14 protein-coding genes and 2 tRNA genes are annotated in these 17,891 nt (G+C 71.8%); 12 read left to right on the top strand and 4 right to left on the bottom strand.

What is annotated here, in order from left to right; all coding sequences use genetic code 11:
* Window positions 1-21 precede the first annotated feature (21 nt).
* The 3 genes from rsfS (at window position 22) to ACWGJB_RS09690 (ending at window position 1,342) form a co-directional block, all read left to right on the top strand.
* Window positions 22-465 carry a ribosome silencing factor gene (gene rsfS, locus ACWGJB_RS09700; RefSeq protein WP_360483967.1) on the top strand — a complete coding sequence of 148 codons (444 nt, stop codon included), beginning with the start codon at window positions 22-24 and terminating at the stop codon, window positions 463-465.
* Window positions 465-1,133, top strand: a complete 669-nt coding sequence (locus ACWGJB_RS09695) for a histidine phosphatase family protein (RefSeq protein ID WP_450755586.1) — start codon at window positions 465-467, stop codon at window positions 1,131-1,133. Before rsfS ends, ACWGJB_RS09695 begins: the two co-directional genes overlap by 1 nt.
* A 136-nt stretch (window positions 1,134-1,269) precedes the next feature.
* A tRNA-Ala gene (locus tag ACWGJB_RS09690) sits at window positions 1,270-1,342 on the top strand.
* Between the two features lie 60 nt (window positions 1,343-1,402).
* Here ACWGJB_RS09690 and ACWGJB_RS09685 read toward each other — a convergent pair.
* Window positions 1,403-2,344 carry a helix-turn-helix transcriptional regulator gene (locus tag ACWGJB_RS09685; RefSeq protein WP_453379659.1) on the bottom strand — a complete coding sequence of 314 codons (942 nt, stop codon included), beginning with the start codon at window positions 2,342-2,344 and terminating at the stop codon, window positions 1,403-1,405.
* A 94-nt stretch (window positions 2,345-2,438) separates the two neighbouring features.
* Between ACWGJB_RS09685 and ACWGJB_RS09680 the strand changes: the two genes are divergently transcribed.
* The 3 genes from ACWGJB_RS09680 (at window position 2,439) to ACWGJB_RS09670 (ending at window position 4,387) form a co-directional block, all read left to right on the top strand.
* Entirely contained in the window at window positions 2,439-3,908 is a 1,470-nt protein-coding gene (locus tag ACWGJB_RS09680) for an MFS transporter (RefSeq protein WP_453379658.1), read from the top strand.
* A gap of 68 nt (window positions 3,909-3,976) precedes the next feature.
* Window positions 3,977-4,150: a hypothetical protein gene (locus ACWGJB_RS09675; RefSeq protein ID WP_453379657.1), complete on the top strand. Its 174-nt coding sequence runs from the start codon at window positions 3,977-3,979 to the stop codon at window positions 4,148-4,150.
* Between the two features lie 3 nt (window positions 4,151-4,153).
* The gene (locus ACWGJB_RS09670; RefSeq protein WP_006136074.1) at window positions 4,154-4,387 is read left to right on the top strand and encodes a hypothetical protein; all 234 of its coding nucleotides are present in this window, start codon (window positions 4,154-4,156) and stop codon (window positions 4,385-4,387) included.
* Here the strand turns inward: ACWGJB_RS09670 and ACWGJB_RS09665 are convergent.
* Window positions 4,366-5,577, bottom strand: a complete 1,212-nt coding sequence (locus ACWGJB_RS09665; RefSeq protein ID WP_453379656.1) for a glycosyltransferase 87 family protein — start codon at window positions 5,575-5,577, stop codon at window positions 4,366-4,368. The two genes, ACWGJB_RS09670 and ACWGJB_RS09665, sit on opposite strands and share 22 nt — an antisense overlap.
* A gap of 113 nt (window positions 5,578-5,690) precedes the next feature.
* Between ACWGJB_RS09665 and ACWGJB_RS09660 the strand changes: the two genes are divergently transcribed.
* Window positions 5,691-5,763: transfer RNA gene (locus tag ACWGJB_RS09660), tRNA-Ala, on the top strand.
* A gap of 167 nt (window positions 5,764-5,930) precedes the next feature.
* On the opposite strand, the gene ACWGJB_RS09655 is transcribed toward ACWGJB_RS09660, so the two are convergent.
* Together ACWGJB_RS09655 and ACWGJB_RS09650 are read right to left on the bottom strand one after the other, a co-directional pair.
* Complete coding sequence (locus tag ACWGJB_RS09655) at window positions 5,931-7,541, bottom strand: NADH-ubiquinone oxidoreductase-F iron-sulfur binding region domain-containing protein (protein WP_453379655.1); 1,611 nt, start codon at window positions 7,539-7,541, stop codon at window positions 5,931-5,933.
* Window positions 7,538-8,836: a cytochrome b/b6 domain-containing protein gene (locus ACWGJB_RS09650; protein ID WP_453379654.1), complete on the bottom strand. Its 1,299-nt coding sequence runs from the start codon at window positions 8,834-8,836 to the stop codon at window positions 7,538-7,540. Before ACWGJB_RS09650 ends, ACWGJB_RS09655 begins: the two co-directional genes overlap by 4 nt.
* 426 nt (window positions 8,837-9,262) lie before the next feature.
* On the opposite strand from ACWGJB_RS09650, the gene leuS reads away from it, so the two are divergent.
* From leuS to ACWGJB_RS09625, 5 genes are all read left to right on the top strand, one after another.
* Entirely contained in the window at window positions 9,263-12,142 is a 2,880-nt protein-coding gene (leuS, locus tag ACWGJB_RS09645; RefSeq protein ID WP_453379653.1) for a leucine--tRNA ligase, read from the top strand.
* Window positions 12,143-12,294: 152 nt separating this feature from the next.
* A complete protein-coding gene (locus ACWGJB_RS09640; protein WP_453379652.1) occupies window positions 12,295-13,023 on the top strand; it encodes a hypothetical protein in 729 nt (242 codons plus the stop codon).
* 72 nt (window positions 13,024-13,095) lie between these two features.
* Window positions 13,096-13,941 carry a DegV family protein gene (locus ACWGJB_RS09635; protein ID WP_453379651.1) on the top strand — a complete coding sequence of 282 codons (846 nt, stop codon included), beginning with the start codon at window positions 13,096-13,098 and terminating at the stop codon, window positions 13,939-13,941.
* Window positions 13,942-14,072: 131 nt separating this feature from the next.
* Window positions 14,073-15,176 (top strand): helix-hairpin-helix domain-containing protein, encoded by a 1,104-nt coding sequence (locus tag ACWGJB_RS09630; protein ID WP_453379650.1) that lies wholly within the window; start codon window positions 14,073-14,075, stop codon window positions 15,174-15,176.
* The gene (locus ACWGJB_RS09625; protein ID WP_453379649.1) at window positions 15,173-17,890 is read left to right on the top strand and encodes a ComEC/Rec2 family competence protein; all 2,718 of its coding nucleotides are present in this window, start codon (window positions 15,173-15,175) and stop codon (window positions 17,888-17,890) included. Before ACWGJB_RS09630 ends, ACWGJB_RS09625 begins: the two co-directional genes overlap by 4 nt.
* Window position 17,891: the final 1 nt, after the last annotated feature.

Raw genomic sequence — 17,891 nt, 5'->3', positions numbered from 1 at the left:
CCGCCGACGGAAAGCCACGTAGTGACCGCCACCGACCGTTCCCTCGAGCTCATCACCGCCGCCGCCCAGGCGGCCGCCGACAAGCTTGCCCATGACGTCATCGCCTACGACGTCAGCGACGTCCTGTCGATCACGGACGCCTTCCTGCTGGCCTCCGCGCCCAACGACCGCCAGGTCAAGTCGATCGTCGACGAGATCGAGGAGCGTCTCAGCAAGGAGCTCGGCGCCAAGCCGGTGCGCCGCGAGGGCGACCGCGAAGCCCGCTGGATCCTGCTCGACTACGTCGACATCGTCGTCCACGTCCAGCACAGCGAGGAGCGCGTCTTCTACGCCCTGGAGCGGCTGTGGAAGGACTGCCCCGAGATCGAGCTGCCCGCCGACGCCAAGGCCACCCGCGGCAAGGCCCAGGAGCACGCCAAGCTGCAGGCCGCCGAGGACGCGGGTGAGCCGGGCGGGGAGTGGTGATGAGCGCCACGGGCGAGGTGACCGACCGCAAGGGCCGCGGCCGCCGCATCATCCTGTGGCGGCACGGCCAGACCTCCTGGAACGTGGAGCGCCGCTTCCAGGGCTCCACCGACGTCGAGCTCACCGAGACCGGCATCGGCCAGGCCCGCCGCGCGGCCCGGCTGCTCGCCTCCCTGGGCCCGGACGCGATCGTCTCCTCCGACCTGCGGCGGGCCTCCGACACGGCCGCCCAGCTCGCGGAGCTCACCGGACTCGACGTGATCCGCGACGAGGCGCTGCGCGAGACCTACGCGGGTGTGTGGCAGGGCCTCACCCACGAGGAGATCATCGCCCGCCACGGCGACGAGTACGCCGCCTGGAAGCGCGGCGAGCCGGTCCGCCGAGGCGGCGGTGAACTGGAGACCGAGGTCGCCGACCGGGCCGCCCCCGTCGTGCTCCGGCACGCCGAGAAGCTCCCCGAGGACGGCACCCTCGTGGTCGTCAGCCACGGCGGGACCATCCGCACCACCATCGGCCGCCTGCTCGGCCTGGACTCCCATCACTGGGAGAGCCTCGGCGGTCTCACCAACTGCTGCTGGTCCGTGCTCGGCGAAGGTGCCCGCGGCTGGCGGCTCCTGGAGCACAACGCGGGCACCCTCCCGGAGCCCGTCCTCGGCGACGACGACTGAGAGCCCTTTTCGGCCGTCGGCCGGTGATCCTCCGGCCGCCCGTCCCGCCCCGGGACCCGGATTTCACTTTCCGGCAGGTCGCAGGCTAAAGTTCTTCTTGTTCGCCCCGCCGAGCGGAAAGACGGGAAGAACGCAAGGGGCTATAGCTCAGTTGGTAGAGCGCCTGCATGGCATGCAGGAGGTCAGGAGTTCAATTCTCCTTAGCTCCACAGATCGACACTCCGCACACTGTCGAGTTGTCAAAGATCGGTGAGAGAATCCCGTCCTCTTCAGGGGGCGGGATTTTTCGTGTTCCACTCCCGGATGATCTCGGCGGCCTCGTCGTCGGTCACCGGCCACAGCCGCTGTCTGCGCTCCCGCAACAACGCGACCTGGTCCCGCGTCCGTTCGTCCTCCGGTGTGTAGACCACGATCCGGGACTCCGGCATCCCGTCGATCGACAACGACTGCGACGTCATCCGCAGCTCACCCACCGCCTCATGACGGAACGTCTTCACCCGCGGCCCCGGCTGCGCCACCGCACCGCTCGCCCACAACCGGGCGAAGTACGCACTCGCCCCGGACAGCGCCTGTATGAAGTCCTCCCAGGCCGGCTCGCCGACATGTCTGCCGTAGCTGGAGCGCAGGGTCGCCACCATCACCGGCAGTTCCCGCTCCCGGTGTACAACCGGGCACGCCTCCTCGGACACGGTGAACAACGTCCACAGGACGTTCGGCACCCCGATCCGCACCGTCTCCGGCACCAGGAACAGGTCCCGGTAGGCCGGGTTGGTGGCCAGCACGTCGTACCGCGACGTGTACACCACCGCGGGCAGCGGATCGAGGGCGTCGATGATGCCCTGAACCTCCGCGCCGACCGACCGCGACAGCCCCTCGGGCGCCGCCGCGTACGGCACCTCCGCCAGCCGGTACAGATGCTCCCGCTCCGGCGCGTCGAGCCGCAGCGTGCGCGCCACCGCGTCCAGCACCTGCGGCGACGCGTTGATCGGCCGGCCCTGCTCCAGCCACGTGTACCAGGTCACCCCCACACCCGAGAGCTGGGCGACCTCCTCCCGGCGCAGCCCCGGAGTGCGCCGCCGCAGCCCCGGCGGCATCCCCACATCGGCCGGTGTCACCCTGGCCCTCCTGCTGCGCAGGAACGCGGCCAGCTCCGGCCTGCGGCGGTGTGCTGTCGCCCTCATCGTCACGTCCCCCGTCGTCACGTCATCCATCGTGGGCGCCGCACCCGCCCACTGCCAGGTGCTGCCACTACCAGCATCGGTGGGCTCTCGGCACCCGTACCGGCCCCTCGCCACGCTCGGACACATGACGACGACATCCCGGACGGGACCAGGCCCCGCACCCGCTCGAACCCCTGCGAAAAGTGAAGCATCCGGCACTGACAACCGGCCCCGGCTGCTCCTCGCGGTCGTCCTCGCGGCCCTGTTCATGGCCGTGCTGGACGTCTTCATCGTGAACGTCGCGGCCCCCACCATCGGTTCCGAACTCCACGCCTCCGGCGCCGACCTGCAACTGGTCGTGGCCGGCTACGCCATCACCTACTCCGTGCTGCTGATCACCGGCGCCCGCCTCGGCGACCGGCTCGGCCACGGTCGGGTCCACCTCGCAGGACTGGTGCTGTTCACGACGGCCTCGCTGGCCTGCGGCCTGGCCCAGGGAGCCACCGAGCTGATCGTGTTCCGGCTGGTGCAGGGCGCCGGGTCGGCGGTGATGATCCCGCAGGTCCTCAGCATCATCCAGCGCACCTTCACCGGCGAGGCCCGCATCCGGGCGCTCGGCGCCTACTCGGCGGTCCTCGCGGTCGGCGCCGCGGCCGGCCAGATCATCGGCGGCGTCCTGGTCGGCGCGGACCTGTTCGGCACCGGCTGGCGTCCGGTGTTCCTCGTCAACGTGCCGGTCGGCGCCGTACTCCTCGTCCTCGGCAGGCGCGTCCTGCCGCCGGGCACCGGATCCGGGCCGGAGCGGTCGCGCGGCCTGGACCTGCCCGGCCTGGTCCTGCTGGGGGCCGCCGTGTCGCTGCTCACGGTTCCGCTGGTGCTCGGCCAGGAGGAGGACTGGCCGCTGTGGTCCTGGCTGTCCCTGGCGGCCGCCGTGCTCCTGTTCGCGCTGTTCTGCGGCTACGAGGTGCGGCTCGCCCGGCGTGGCGGTGCCCCGATCGTCGCACCCCGGGTGCTGCGCCACCCCGGCATGGGTCTCGCCGTCTTCCGCATCCTCGCCGTCATGGCCGTCAACGCCGGACTGCTCTTCACGCTCACCCTGCACGTCCAGAGCGGCCTCGGCTACGGCGCGCAGCGCGCCGGACTCACCTTCGCGCCGACCGCCGTCGTCTTCGGCGCGGTCGCCCTGACCTGGCGCGGATGGCCCGCCTCCTGGCAGCGGGCGCTTACCCCGGCCGGGTTCGCGCTCACCGCGCTGTCCGTCGCCGGCGTCGGGCTGGTCTTCCACGGCGGCGGCGACGGGGGCGCGTGGCTCTATGTGGCGTACGCCGGCGTGGGGGCGGGGCTCGCGCTCGCGTTCAGCCCCACTCTCACCGGGGCGCTCGCAACCGTGCGCCCCGAGGACGCGGCGGATGCCAGCGGTCTTCTGGCGACCGTCACCCAGCTCGGCCAGCTCATCGGCGTCGCCGCACTCGGCACACTGTTCTTGAACCGGCTTGAGTCACTTGGGGCGCCGCGGGCGTATACCTCTGCGGAGGCGCTGTCAGCCTGCGCATGGGCGCTCGCCGCGACGGCGGCCGCGGGCGCCGTGTCCGGACTGGTACTGAGGCGTCGCTGACCGTATTGGTCCGGCCGTGGCAGAATCAAACGGCCGGAAGGGGGCGCGGCCCGACGGGAGGAGTAGCGATGCCTGCGAGCATCCATGAGGAGGGCGGCCACCTCCTCGGTGCGGCGTTGATACGGGACACGATCACCCGGCTGCTCTGCCCTTCCTGCGGTTCCGTACATGTGGCCCAAGTACTGGGCGACAACGGCGGGATCTCCTACGTGTGCACGGCCTGCGGCCACAGCTGGAGCTGATCGATGGGTGCACACAGGCGGAAGTGCGACTGGTGCGGGAGCGGCACCCCGATCGTCCGCGACATGGAGCCGATCAATCCCGACTACCAGTACTGGTGCGAGGAATGCGCTCGGGCGCTGATCATAAAAGGCGACCCGATCGAGACCTACCGTGAACTGGAGGGCGAGCCGATCTACGGCCGTCTTCTGGAGGAGCACTGCACGCTCAAGCGGTTCTACTCGTTCGTCACGGCCTGAGCGGCGCCCGGCTTCGGCAACGATGTCCGGGCGAGCGCCAGGAACAGCAGTCCGGTGACCGCGTAGAGCGCCGACAGCGTCAAGTCGACGGCGTTCTGGTGCAGTTCGGGCCGTCCGTACCGATGTGGCACCCACCACAGGGCGTACGAGCAGAAGACCAGCAGCGTGCCGGCGGCCGCCGCCCGGTACCCGCGCGTCCACAGCAGCAGCACCACGGGCACGCACCACACCCAGTGGTGCGACCAGGACACCGGACTGATCAGCAGCGCGGTCACCGCACACCCGGCCACCGCCCAGCCCCGCCGGCCGCGCAGCTCCGCCGCGACCGCCACCGTGAGCCCCAGGACGGCCGTCAGGGCCGCTGCGGCGGTCCAGAGCGCCCCCGGCTCGGGAGTATGCAGCAACCGCGCCAGAACGCCACGCAGGGCCTGATTCGCGGTCTCCTCGGCCCGTCCCACCCGTCCCGTCCGAAACACCATCCCGGTCCAGAACCGCCACGAGTCGTAGGGCAGGACGGCCGCCGCCAGCAGCGTCGCCCCTGCGAAGGCGACGGCGGCCCCGCGCGCGTGCCGCAGCCACGGCCCGCCGTCCCGGCCCGCGCGGCGCGCCATCAGGCCCGTGGCGAGCAGGAACACCGCGAACAGGGCGGGCGTCAGCTTGACCGCGGCCGCGAGCCCGAGGCCCACCCCCGCCCAGCGGCCCGGACGTTCGGCCGGAGGCCGTGACAGATCCCACAGGATCAGCACGGCCAGCAGCAGATTGACCTGCCCGTAGCGCACGGTCGTCCACACCGGCTCGCACCACACCGCAGCCGCCGCGACCCACAGCACGCCCTCCACGCGCGCGTGCCCCACGAGCCGCAGCGACAGCGCCACGAACACCACCAGAAGAAAGAGGTTCCCGGCCGTCGCCAGCGTCCGCATGGTCGTGACGTCCGGCAGCGTCAGCGGGGTGAACAGCAACGCCGCGAACGGCGGGTAGGTGGACGGCAGATGAGCTGCCGTCGTACGGAGTGCGTAGAGGTCGCCGCCCGCGAGGACGGTCGCGCCCTCCGCCCGGTAGACCATCAGGTCGATCATCGACACGTGCGCGGCCCGTTGAGCCACCCAGAACGCCGTGAACGACAAGAGGCAGACCCCCAGGGCCACCGGCACCCGGCGCCGGGTCTCGGAGAACACGATCACGGTCACGAAGTCCGACACTAGCGCCCGTATCCGCACAGAACGGAAACGATTTGGTGGTGCACCCGGTCGACCGTGTAATGTTGGCGTCGCCGCCAGGGAAGCCGGGCGGAGCGAAACGCGGGGCTATAGCTCAGTTGGTAGAGCGCCTGCATGGCATGCAGGAGGTCAGGAGTTCAATTCTCCTTAGCTCCACAGAAGTCGAAGGCGGACTGTCCGGATGGGCGGTCCGCCTTCGGCGTTTTCAGGAAACATTCGGAAACAGCGGAAACGGGCGCAGGGAAACGTGTGCCACATGTAAGGCGGGCCACCCGACCGGGTGGCCCGCCTTACATGTGGTGCTGGTGCTGGTGCTGGTGCGATCAGCGGCCGAGGGCGCGGCGGCCGCGGCCCTGCGAGAGGACCGGCAGGTTCTTGGCCGGCGCCTGGGAGCGCGTGTCCTCCTCCAGGCGCAGGGCGAGCGCCGGGCAGCGGCGCACCGCGCGCAGCGCCTTGGCCTCCGCGAACCGCGGCACCTTCGCCTGCGCCACCGTCGGGAAACCGTCCGCGCCCAGCTCGAAGACCTCCGGGAGGATGTCCGCGCACAGGCCGTGGCCCCGGCACAGCGTCCAGTCGACGTAGATCTTCTGGCGGCTGCCGCTGGTCTCCTCGGGCTCTCCGCCGCCCGGGATACCGGTCGGCATCTTGCCGTCCTCGAAGAGCGGCAGAACGCCTTCCACGGGCCGTCCGCAGCCGTTTCCGAGGACGTGCGCGGCCAGGTCGTCGGTGAACGCCTTGATCGTCGACTCCAAGAACATCGCGGAGCCGTCCGGGTGCGAGCACGCGCCGCGCCGCTTCACGTTCTTGGCAACCTGTTTGAGCGCCTCCAGGGCGGCCGGTCCGCCGCCGTTGAGGATGTCCTCCATGCCGCGCGCTGCCGCCGGCAGACCGAGGTAGCAGGGACCGCACTGTCCCGCGCTCTCCTCCGCCAGCCACTGGGCGACCCGCAGCGACTCGCCCAGCGGGCAGGTGTCCTGCGTGATCGGCAGGATCGCGCCGGCGCCCAGTGCTCCGCCCACCGCGTCCAGGGAGTTGCGGGAGACAATCGCCTCGTTGACCGTCGCGGCGTCGATCCACTTGCCGTGGTAGCCGCCGGTCAGCACACCCTGCGGCACCGGAGGGGCGCCGGCCAGCTGCAGGACGTAGCGCAGCGGCACACCCGTGGGCACCTCGATCACCATGGGGCGGGCGACCGCGCCGGAGACCGTCAGCATGACGGTGCCCGGCTCGTCATACAGGCCGGTGTTGCCGTAACGCTCCGGGCCGATACGGGCGGCGATCGCCAGCTGCGCGAACGTCTCCGCGTTCGACAGCAGCGTGGGCGCGCCGCCGACACCGTTCTGGGAGGCGCTGGTCTTGCGGCCGGGCGGGACCGCCGGGCCGCCGTCGATCGAGCGGACCAGCGACGCGGCCGCGCCGGTGACCATCCGGACCGGGTTGCGCTGGACGAACGCCTTCAGGGCCGAACGGCGGCCGGTGCTCAGACCGCGTTCGGCCAGCGCCTGCTCCATGGAGCGCTGCGTGGATTCCCGGGTGACCCCCACCACGAGCGTGCGGGCACCCAGCGCCTCGGCGCACAGCAGCGCGCCGTCCAGGATCAGATGCGGGGCACGGTTGATCAGCACCGTGTCCTTGCGGCAGGCCGGCTCGTCCTCGCTGCCGTTGACGACGACCACCGGCCGGACACCGCGCTTGATCGCCGCTTCGGCGACCGAGCGCAGCTTCTTGTGGAAGGGGAAGCCCGCGCCGCCGCGGCCCTTCAGGTTGATGCGTTCGGAGAGCTGCGCGAGCTGCTCCCCGCCCAAGGGTTCAAGCGGCCCGTGCACCTTGAGGTGCATGGGCAGATCGAGTCTTTCGACAAGGTCGAAGCCCGACGTGAGCTGCGGAAGGCCGACCACGCGGACTTCTGGGACGTCGGGCAGGGCCTCGTTCACCTATAGCCTCCGGAAGGCGTGTTCCAAGGTTCGCCCGAACCCGGTGCGTCGAAGGACGCGCCGGGCGCTGGTTCGTTGGCGGGACCGCTGTTGTACGTGTCGTTCGAGTTGTACGTGCCGTAGCCGGGGTTCGTCTCACCCGTGTCGTACACATCACGTCCTCCCGGTCCGCCGACGCCCGGATTGCCATAGACCGGGATGTTGTATCCGGTGTCCTGGAGCGGGTCGTACGCCGACGGGGGCGCCTCGCCGACCGGCGGCGGGGACGGGACCGGCCAGCTGCCCGAGGTGCTGCCGGGACCGTCCATGCGCGGGATGGCCTCGGTGGCCTGGAGGTCCAGCCGCTCCATGCGTGCGGTCTGACCGGCCGCGAACGGCGACTGGGGCTGCCCGGGCATGGAGGTGGCCCGGTAGGCGGCCGCGAAGCCGGAGGCAGGCTCGGGGGTGGGCATGCCGGTCGGGAACAGCGGGTTGGGCTGCGGGGCCCCGGTGTCGGCCCGCGAGGGCCTCGGCTCGCGTTCGCGTTCACGTCCGCCGTCGTAGCCCGGCAGGCCGGACTCTCCGACCCGGGCACGGCTGGCGTCCAGCTCGTCCAGGTCAGGGCGCTCCGAGCTGCCCAGGATGGAGACGAGACGGTCGGCGACCTTGCGCTTGAACGGGCGCGGGGCGGCGCGCAGCGCCAGCGCGCCCATCACGCCGACCAGGCACAGCTCGTACGAGATCATGAAGAAGGGCTTCGCCGCGCGGCCCGCGAACAGGCCGTGGATCAGCGCGGCGCACCAGGCCGGGTAGGCCAGCATGTGCATGGCCCGCCAGCGGGCCGCCACCACGGCCGGGGCGGCGAAATTGCTGCGCAGGGCACCGGTGACACCTACGAAGATCATCAACAGTCCGGCCAGCGAACCGAGCCCGATCAGGCCGGCGCTTCCGGTGACGCCGAGCGAGAACGGGATGATCGCGGCGATCACCACGGTGTGATCCAGGGCGATCTTCGTGACGATGTGCACCAGCAGGAACGCGATCGAGGCGACCGCGGTCGTCCGGTGCACCGCCTGGCCGACGATCCGCTGGCGGGTGTTGAGGAAGATGCGGTCCTGTGCGACCAGACCCCAGATCACCGAGCAGCTCAGCGAGACGAGCGAGAGCACGCCCGCGCCGAAGTTCAGGAACGATTGGAACTGGCTGCCTCCGGTCAGCACGACCACGGGTATGAGCAACAGAACGACAGCGGACGCCACCCCCCAGGCCGAGCGGCCTGGCTTGGGGAGCGAGCTGTTACTACGACGAGGGTTCATGGGGGCAACTCCGAGCAGTTCGGGAAAGCGGTCCCGGTGCCGCAGCCTAAGTGGCGCCATACCGATCAGTACGAGGTTTGAGTTATTGCGTTGTTATCAAAGGGCAATGCGGGTCTTGCGATGTCCCTTAGCGGTTGTTACGCGAAGTAAGTTTTGAACCTGGTTCAACTCTCGTCCCGTTTGTCGCCTTAGACGTACGTGTCGACCATTGATACGTAAGCGCGTCGCGGCTTGCTCAAGTGCTGCGGTACCCTGACGCCATGCGTGCCGTACGCCTTCTGCTTAGCGGGCCGCGCTGATCAGTCCCGACCGCCGGACCAAACGGCCGGTCGGCATCGGCGCGGCGTCCCCTCCTGTGCGAGGGGATTTTTCGTTTCTAGAAAGTCACAGCCGCAGGCAGAGACGATCGATGGAGCTTTGAGGATCATGAGCGAGACGAACCCCGCTGCCGCCGCCACGTCGGCGGAGGCCGCGCCGCACCGCTACACGGCCGCTCTGGCGGCCGAGATCGAGGCACGCTGGCAGGACTTCTGGGACGCCGACGGCACCTACGCGGCCCCCAATCCCAAGGGTGACCTGGCCGGCGACCCCGAGCTGGTCGCCAGGCCCAAGAAGTTCATCATGGACATGTTCCCGTACCCGTCCGGGGCGGGACTGCACGTCGGCCACCCCCTGGGCTACATCGCCACCGACGTCTTCGCCCGCTTCCAGCGGATGAACGGCCACAACGTCCTGCACACGCTGGGCTTCGACGCCTTCGGCCTGCCCGCCGAGCAGTACGCCGTACAGACCGGCACGCACCCGCGCGTGTCCACCGAGTCCAACATCGAGAACATGAAGGCCCAGCTGCGCCGGCTGGGCCTGGGCCACGACAAGCGCCGGTCGTTCGCCACGATCGACCCGGACTACTACAAGTGGACCCAGTGGATCTTCCTGCAGATCTTCAACTCCTGGTACGACGACGAGGCGAACAAGGCCCGCCCGATCTCCGAGCTGATCGCCCAGTTCGAGTCCGGTGAGCGAGCCGTACCGGGCCACACGCGCGCGTGGAACGAGCTGACCGCAGTCGAGCGAGGCGACGTCCTGGGCGAGTTCCGGCTGGCCTACGCCTCCGACGCGCCGGTCAACTGGTGCCCCGGGCTGGGCACCGTGCTGGCCAACGAGGAGGTCACCGCCGACGGCCGTTCCGAGCGCGGCAACTTCCCGGTCTTCAAGGCCAAGCTGCGCCAGTGGAACATGCGCATCACCGCCTATGCCGACCGGCTGCTGGACGACCTGAACGAGCTGGACTGGCCCGAGGCCATCAAGCTGCAGCAGCGCAACTGGATCGGCCGTAGCGAGGGCGCCCGCGTCGACTTCCCGATCGACGGCGAGAAGATCACCGTCTTCACCACGCGTCCCGACACCCTGTTCGGCGCGACCTACATGGTGCTGGCCCCCGAGCACCCGCTGGTCGACGAGTTCGTTCCGGCCGCCTGGCCCGAGGGCACCCACGACGTGTGGACCGGCGGCCACGCGACGCCCGCCGAGGCCGTTGCCGCGTACCGCGCGCAGGCCGGCGCCAAGTCCGACGTGGAGCGGCAGGCGGAGGCCAAGGACAAGACCGGCGTCTTCACGGGCGCGTACGCGACCAACCCGGTCAACGGCGACAAGGCCCCGGTGTTCGTCGCCGACTACGTGCTGATGGGCTACGGCACCGGCGCGATCATGGCCGTCCCGGCCGGCGACCAGCGCGACTTCGAGTTCGCGCGCGCCTTCGAGCTGCCGATCGTCTGCATCGTCGAGCCGACCGATGGCCGCGGCACCGACACCTCGACGTGGGAGGACGCCTTCGGCTCGTACGACGCGAAGATCATCAACTCCTCCAACGACGACATCAAGCTGGACGGCCTGCCGGTCGCCGAGGCCAAGGCCCGCATCACCGAGTGGCTGGCCCGCAAGGGCATCGGCGAGGGCACCGTCAACTTCCGGCTGCGTGACTGGCTGTTCAGCCGCCAGCGCTACTGGGGCGAGCCCTTCCCGATCGTCTACGACGAGGACGGCGTCGCGCACGCGCTGCCCGAGTCGATGCTGCCCCTGGAACTGCCGGAGGTGGAGGACTACTCGCCGCGCACCTTCGACCCGGGGGACGCGGACACCCAGCCCGAGACGCCGCTGTCGCGCAACGAGGAATGGGTCAACGTCACCCTGGACCTGGGTGACGGGCCGAAGAAGTACCGCCGTGAGACCAACACCATGCCCAACTGGGCCGGTTCCTGCTGGTACGAGCTGCGCTACCTGGACCCGCACAACGACCAGCAGCTGGTCGACCCGGAGATCGAGCGGTACTGGATGGGCCCGCGCCAGGGCTTGCCGCACGGCGGTGTCGACCTGTACGTCGGCGGCGCCGAGCACGCGGTGCTGCACCTGCTGTACGCCCGTTTCTGGTCGAAGGTCCTGTACGACCTGGGGCACGTCTCGTCCGCCGAGCCGTTCCACAAGCTGTTCAACCAGGGCATGATCCAGGCCTACGTCTACCGCGACGGCCGCGGCTTCCCGGTGCCCGCCGCAGAGGTCGAGGAGCAGGACGGCGCCTACTACTACCAGGGCGAGAAGGTCACCCGGCTGCTGGGCAAGATGGGCAAGTCCCTGAAGAACGCGGTGACTCCGGACGAGATCTGCGCCGAGTACGGCGCCGACACGCTGCGCCTGTACGAGATGGCGATGGGCCCGCTGGACGTCTCCCGGCCGTGGGACACGCGCGCGGTGGTCGGCCAGTTCCGGCTGCTGCAGCGGCTGTGGCGCGTCATCGTCGACGAGGCGACCGGTGAGGTCACCGTCACCGACGCCGTTGCCGACGAGGACACGCTGCGTGCCCTGCACAAGGCGATCGACGGCGTCCGACAGGACCTGGAGGGCCTGCGCTTCAACACCGCCATCGCCAAGGTCACCGAGCTGAACAACCACCTGACCAAGGCGGGCGGCGCGGTGCCGCGGACGGTCGCCGAGCCGCTGGTGCTGATGATCGCGCCGCTGGCCCCGCACATCGCCGAGGAGCTGTGGCGCAAGCTCGGTCACACCGACTCGGTCGTGCACCGGGACTTCCCGGTCGCCGACCCGGCGTACGTCGTGGACGAGACCGTGACCTGCGTCGTGCAGATCAAGGGCAAGGTCAAGGCCCGCCTGGAGGTGTCGCCGGACATCTCCGAGGAGGAGCTGGAGAAGGTGGCGCTGGCCGACGAGAAGGTCGTCGCGGCGCTGGACGGCGCGGGGATCCGCAAGGTGATCGTCCGCGCGCCGAAGCTGGTGAACATCGTCACGGCGTAACGGCCGCAGGCCGCCTCCGGGCGGTCCCCTACGGGCAGGTTCGGGGTTTTTCTGGAACTCCGGGCCTGCCCTTTGCGTTTACCGTTGAAGAGGGCGGCCGCCCCTGCCGTGCTCGGAAGCGGTCGGCTGACCGGGAGCGGAGGAGGAGCACCGTGGAAACAGTGATCGCCGTATTCGCCGTGCTCTTCCTGCTTTTCGTCGCGGGCGGGGCATACGTCACGTTCAAGGCGGTCGGCGCCGCCAAGCGCGGTGTGGACCGTACGATCACGCAGGCCCGGCGTACGGTCGAGGACCACACGCTGCGCGCCAAGTCCATGGTCCAGATCGGCCCGGCGGCCGAGATCGCCCAGCTGCGGCTCACCCTGCGCACCTCTATGCGGGCCACCCAGGACGCGCTGCACGCCGGCGTCGCCGAGGACGAGTCGCTGAAGGAGTCCCTCGGCCTCTTCCAGCGGCTCAGTGTGCACGGGCAAGAACTGGACGGCGAGCTCAGGCGCCTGGAGTCCGAGCCGGACCGGGCCACGCTCACCGCCCGGCTGCCCGAGCTGCGCCGGCGCACCACTCGCGTCACCGAGTCCGCGGACGCGTTGCGATGGGCGGTGCGTGACCGGGCCCACCGGTTCGCCGACGACGACCTGGACACCTTGAGCACCCAGATCGGCGTCGAGGCGGACGCCCTGCGACACTGGACCCGTCCCGCTCCCGCACCCGAAACCGCGCCGTGGCCCGAGGCCCCCGCCGGCCAGGGCGACCGCCAGACCTGGCCCGAGGCACCCCGGACCGCCCCGGACGAGGAGCCGGCACAGCCCGCGATCACTCCGCCCGGGCGGCGTCAGGCCTACCCCTGGCAGAAGAAGCCCCGGCCGGAGAGCACCACTTGACACGGCCGGTCCTGGTCGAGGCGGGCGGGGGCGGGCTGCCGCCCCTGGGCTACGCCAGGTAACCTCCAGCTCATGTCCCGCCATGTCGCGATCGTCACCGATTCAACGGCCTACCTGCCGCCGCGGACGATGGAGCGCCACGGCATCACCGCGGTTCCCCTGACCGTGGTCCTCGGGGACCGGGCGCTCGAAGAGGGCACCGAGATCTCGACCCGTTCCCTGGCCCAGGCTCTGCAGAAGCGGCGCTCGGTCACCACGTCCCGGCCCAGCCCCGAGGTGTTCGCGGAAACGTACCGCAAGGTCGCCGAGGCCGGTGCCACCGGCATCGTCTCGCTCCACCTGTCCGCCGAACTGTCGGGTACCTACGACGCGGCGGTCGTCGCGGCTCGCGAAGCACCCGTTCCGGTGCGGGTGGTGGACACCGGCATGGTCGCGATGGCGCTGGGTTTCTGCGCGCTCGCGGCGGCCGAGGCCGCCGAGGCGGGCGGCACCGCCGACGAGGCTGTCACCGCGGCGGAGAAACGCGCCGCCGGCACCTCGGCGTACTTCTACGTCGACACCCTCGACTATCTGCGCCGCGGCGGCCGCATCGGCACGGCCCAGGCGTTGCTGGGTTCCGCACTCGCCGTCAAGCCCCTGCTCCAGCTGGACGGCGGCCGGATCGAACTCCTGGAGAAGGTACGGACGGCGTCCCGGGCCATCGCCCGCCTCGAGGAACTCGCCGCCGAGCGTGCGGGCGGCGCCGAGGTGGACATCGCTGTCCATCATCTCGCCGCCCCCGACCGGGCCTCGGCCCTCGCCGACCGGCTGCGTGCGCGGGTGCCGGGGCTGGCCGAGCTGCATGTGAGCGAGGTCGGTGCGGTGATCGGTGCGCACACCGGACCCGGGCTGCTCGGGGCGGTCGTCTCACTTCGGTGACCTGTGGATCAGAGGGCGGCGGCCTCGCCGCTTTCACTCGTGTGGGTGGCGAAGTTATCCACAACCGGGCCGTGTTCCACGGAACTTGAGCAAGATCATCGTGGATCGGCGGGAAGCCCCATCCTCGTCGCATGGCACTTCGATCACGCTCACACGAGACACATGCGACCAGTGGCCCGGGCCGGGGTCCCACCTCCGACGGCCGGACCCGGCACCGCCGGTCCCCGGTCCGGGTCCGCACCCGGCACCGCCCGGCCCCGGCGGAAGAACTGCGCCGCCGGGCGGAGCTCCTCTTCGGCGAACGGGGAGTCACCAGGCCGGAGCCGGGACACGGACCCCCGCACGCGGGAACGGTGACCGGTCCCGGTACGGCGGCCGGGCTGACCGCGGCCACCTCCGGGCTGCGCACCGCCGCGTCCGGGGTGCGCACCGCCGCGGCCGTACTGTCCACGGCGGCGGCCGTGATGTCCTCGGCCCGTGCGCTCGCCGACGAGGGCACGGCCCTGCGCGAACCGGCGCTCCCCAAACTGCGGGCCCGGGTCGGGCTCGCCGTGCGGGAGCGGATGCCGGTGTGGCTGCAGACCCGCTGCGGGCTGGAACGCCGGGGCGCCGTCGCCCTCGGGGTGGTCCTCGTGGTGGCCGCGGCCCTGGCCGTGCAGCACTTCTGGACGGGCCGGACCGAGTCGGTGAGCGCACCGGAGGTGGTGCGCGCCGAGGCGTCGTACGAGAAGAGTGAGGAGAAGGTTCCGGCCGCGGGCACCGGTACCGCCGGGGCGCCCACCGGGCCGGCGGGGCCCGGCGGTGAGGTCGTCGTGGACGTCACCGGGAAGGTGCGTGAGCCGGGGGTCCACTCCCTGCCGGCCGGCTCCCGGGTGACCGATGCGCTGAAGGCGGCGGGCGGGGTGCGGCCCGGTACCGACACCGGCGGACTCAACCGCGCCCGTTTCCTGGTGGACGGCGAACAGATCGTCGTCGGGGGCCCCGCCCCGCCGGCCGCCCCGGGCCAGGTGGCAGGCGGCGCCGCGACGGGAACGGCCCCGGCCGCCCCGGTCTCGCTGAACACGGCGACCGTGGAGCAGCTCGACGCCCTGCCCGGGGTCGGCCCGGTGCTGGCCCAGCACATCGTCGACTACCGGACCGAGCACGTCGGTTTCCGCTCGGTCGACGAACTCCGCCAGGTCAAGGGCATCGGCGACCGCCGCTTCTCCGACCTGCGGGATCTGGTCCGGCCATGAGCCGCGCGAGCGACGGAGCGCCGCCGGGATCCGTGACCGTACGCCGGGCCGTGCACGCCGGCTCGGGCAAGCGGCTCGGGACCGCGCACCCCCGTCAGGACACCGTGGCCGACCTGCGGCTGGTGCCGCCCGCGCTGGCCGCCTGGGCGACGGCGGCGCTGACCCTGGACACGCCGGCGGGGTGGACGGCCGGGACCGCCGGCGCCTGCCTGGTCGCCGGACTGATCCTGCTGTGGCGGAGCCGGGCGAGCCGCCGGCGCGGCACGGCGACTCGCAACTCTCCGGATCCCGGGTCTGGGACGGTGACCGGCAACTCTCCAGATCCCGGGCCTGGGGCGGTGACTCGTAACCCCCCGGGCCTCGGGGCTGGGACGGTGCCTCGCAACCCTCCGGATCTCCGGCCCGGCACAGTGACCCGCAACTCCCCGTCCCCCCGGCCGACTTGGCGGAACGCCTCCGTCGGTGCTCTGCTCCTCTGTGTCGCCGGGGCCGCCGCCTCCGCGGGGCTGCACGGGGCGGATGTGCGCCGGGGGCCGGTGCCCGGGCTGGCCCGCGCCTACGCGACCGTGACCGCGGAGGTGGAGCTCACGGGCGATCCGTGGGTCAGCAGGCCGCGCGTGCGGGGTGACCATGCCACTCCGGTCGCCGTGCTGGTGCGGGGCGAGGTACGGCGGGTGGAGAGCGGCGAGGGGACGGCGGTGACGACGAGGTCACCGGTGCTGATCGCCGTCGACCCGGGGGTGCGGGCGCCGGGTGGCGGTGGCCGCGCGGAGTGGCTCGGGCTGCTGCCCTCCACGCGGCTGCGGGTGAGCGGGCGGCTGGCACCGGCGACGGCCGGCGGGGACCGGACCGCGGCGATGCTGCGGGTGCGGGAGCGTCCGGCGCCGGTGGTGGTGGGTGAGCCCAGCGGGCCGCAGCGGCTGGCCGGGCGGTTGCGGGCCGGGCTGCGGGAGGCGACCGAGGGGCTGCCCGAAGACGCGCGGGCGCTGCTGCCCGGGCTGGTCGTCGGGGACACCTCGCGGATCACCCCCGAACTGGACGAGGCCTTCGAGCAGACCGATCTCGCGCACACCCTCGCGGTGTCGGGCAGCAACCTCACCATCCTGCTCGCCCTGCTCATCGGACCGCCGGGACTGGCCCAGCAGGTCGAGCGGCGCGGCCTCGCCCCGCGCCTTGGGCTGTCGCTGCGATCGACGGCGCTGTTCGCGTCAGCACTCACCCTCGGATTCGTCGTCGTGTGCCGACCGGACCCCAGCGTGCTGCGGGCCGCGGCCTGCGGAGCCGTCGCCCTGCTCGCCCTGGCGACCGGCCGCCGCAGGTCCCTGATCCCGGCACTGGCGACGGCGGTTCTGCTGCTGGTGCTGTACGACCCGTGGCTGGCACGCAGTTACGGCTTCCTGCTGTCGGTGCTGGCCACCGGGGCGCTGCTGGTGCTGGCGCCCGGCTGGAGCGAGGCGTTGCGGCGCCGCGGGGTGCCGGAGCGGCTGGCCGAGGGCCTGGGCGCGGCTGCCGCCGCGCAGGCGGTGTGCGCGCCGGTGGTCGTGGTGCTGTCGGCGCGGGTGAGTCTGGTGGCGGTGCCGTGCAATCTGCTGGCCGAGATCGCGGTCGCGCCGGCCACGGTGCTGGGGTTCGCGGCGCTCGCGGCGGCCCCGGTGGCGATGCCCTTGGCCAAGGCGCTGGCGTGGTGCGCGGGCTGGCCGGCCAGGTGGATCGCGGGGATCGCCCGGGCCGGGGCCGCGTTGCCGGGCGCGGGCGTGGACTGGCCAGGGAGCTGGGCGGGGGCGCTGCTGCTGGCCGGGGTCACGGTGGTCGTCGTACCGCTGGGGCGGCGGTTGCTGCGGCACCCGTGGTGGTGCGGGGCGCTCGGGGTGCTGCTCGTGTTGCTGGTGGTGCGGCCGGCGCCGCTGACCCGGGTGATCACGGGCTGGCCGCCGCCCGGCTGGCGGCTCGCGATGTGCGACGTCGGGCAGGGCGACGCGACGGTGCTCGCGGCGGGCGCCGGCACGGGCGTGGTGGTCGACGCCGGGCCCGATCCGGCACTGGTCGACCGCTGCCTGCGGGAACTCGGCATCACCCGCGTCCCGCTGGTCATCCTGACCCACTTCCACGCCGACCATGTCGGCGGGCTGCCCGGGGTGCTGCGCGGGCGGACGGTGGCGCAGATCGAGACGACCGGGTTCGAGGAACCGGCGGAACAGGCCGAGTTCGTACGCAGGGAGGCGGCCGAGCGCCGGATCCCCCTCACGCGCGCGGTCGCCGGGGAGCGGCGCACCACCGGCGGGCTGGACTGGCGGGTGCTGTGGCCGCCCCCGGATCCGGCACCGGAACCCGACGGCCCGAACGACGCCAGTGTCGCCCTGCTGGTCCGTTCGGCCGGACTGCGGATGCTGCTGCTCGGAGACCTCGAACCCCCGGCCCAGCAGGAGCTGCTGAGATCACCGGCGGCCGCCGGACTGGGCCGGGTGGACGTTCTGAAAGTGGCCCATCACGGGTCCGCGTATCAGGATCCGCAGTTGCTGCGGTTGGTGGCACCCCGGGTGGCGCTCATCTCGTGCGGGGCGGACAACCCGTACGGGCATCCGGCGCCCGACACGGTGGCGCGGCTGAGGGCCGTGGGGGCGGTGGTGCTGCGGACCGACCGGGACGGGGCGCTCGCCGTGACCGGCGGCCGTACGGGACGGGAGGCGGGGGAGCTGGCGGTGGCGCGAGACTGAG

This window comes from Streptomyces sp. NPDC054813, assembly GCF_053611365.1.
This window is presented reverse-complemented; position numbering and strand designations above follow the sequence as displayed.

Excerpts from the sequence above, each read along its gene's own strand:
- ACWGJB_RS09695 (WP_450755586.1), top strand. The coding sequence starts at position 465 with ATGAGCGCCACGGGCGAGGTGACCGACCGCAAGGGCCGCGGCCGCCGC.
- ACWGJB_RS09685 (WP_453379659.1), bottom strand. The coding sequence starts at position 2,344 with ATGGATGACGTGACGACGGGGGACGTGACGATGAGGGCGACAGCACAC.
- ACWGJB_RS09680 (WP_453379658.1), top strand. The coding sequence starts at position 2,439 with ATGACGACGACATCCCGGACGGGACCAGGCCCCGCACCCGCTCGAACC.
- ACWGJB_RS09675 (WP_453379657.1), top strand. The coding sequence starts at position 3,977 with ATGCCTGCGAGCATCCATGAGGAGGGCGGCCACCTCCTCGGTGCGGCG.
- ACWGJB_RS09670 (WP_006136074.1), top strand. The coding sequence starts at position 4,154 with ATGGGTGCACACAGGCGGAAGTGCGACTGGTGCGGGAGCGGCACCCCG.
- ACWGJB_RS09650 (WP_453379654.1), bottom strand. The coding sequence starts at position 8,836 with ATGAACCCTCGTCGTAGTAACAGCTCGCTCCCCAAGCCAGGCCGCTCG.
- leuS (WP_453379653.1), top strand. The coding sequence starts at position 9,263 with ATGAGCGAGACGAACCCCGCTGCCGCCGCCACGTCGGCGGAGGCCGCG.
- ACWGJB_RS09635 (WP_453379651.1), top strand. The coding sequence starts at position 13,096 with ATGTCCCGCCATGTCGCGATCGTCACCGATTCAACGGCCTACCTGCCG.
- ACWGJB_RS09630 (WP_453379650.1), top strand. The coding sequence starts at position 14,073 with ATGGCACTTCGATCACGCTCACACGAGACACATGCGACCAGTGGCCCG.
- ACWGJB_RS09625 (WP_453379649.1), top strand. The coding sequence starts at position 15,173 with ATGAGCCGCGCGAGCGACGGAGCGCCGCCGGGATCCGTGACCGTACGC.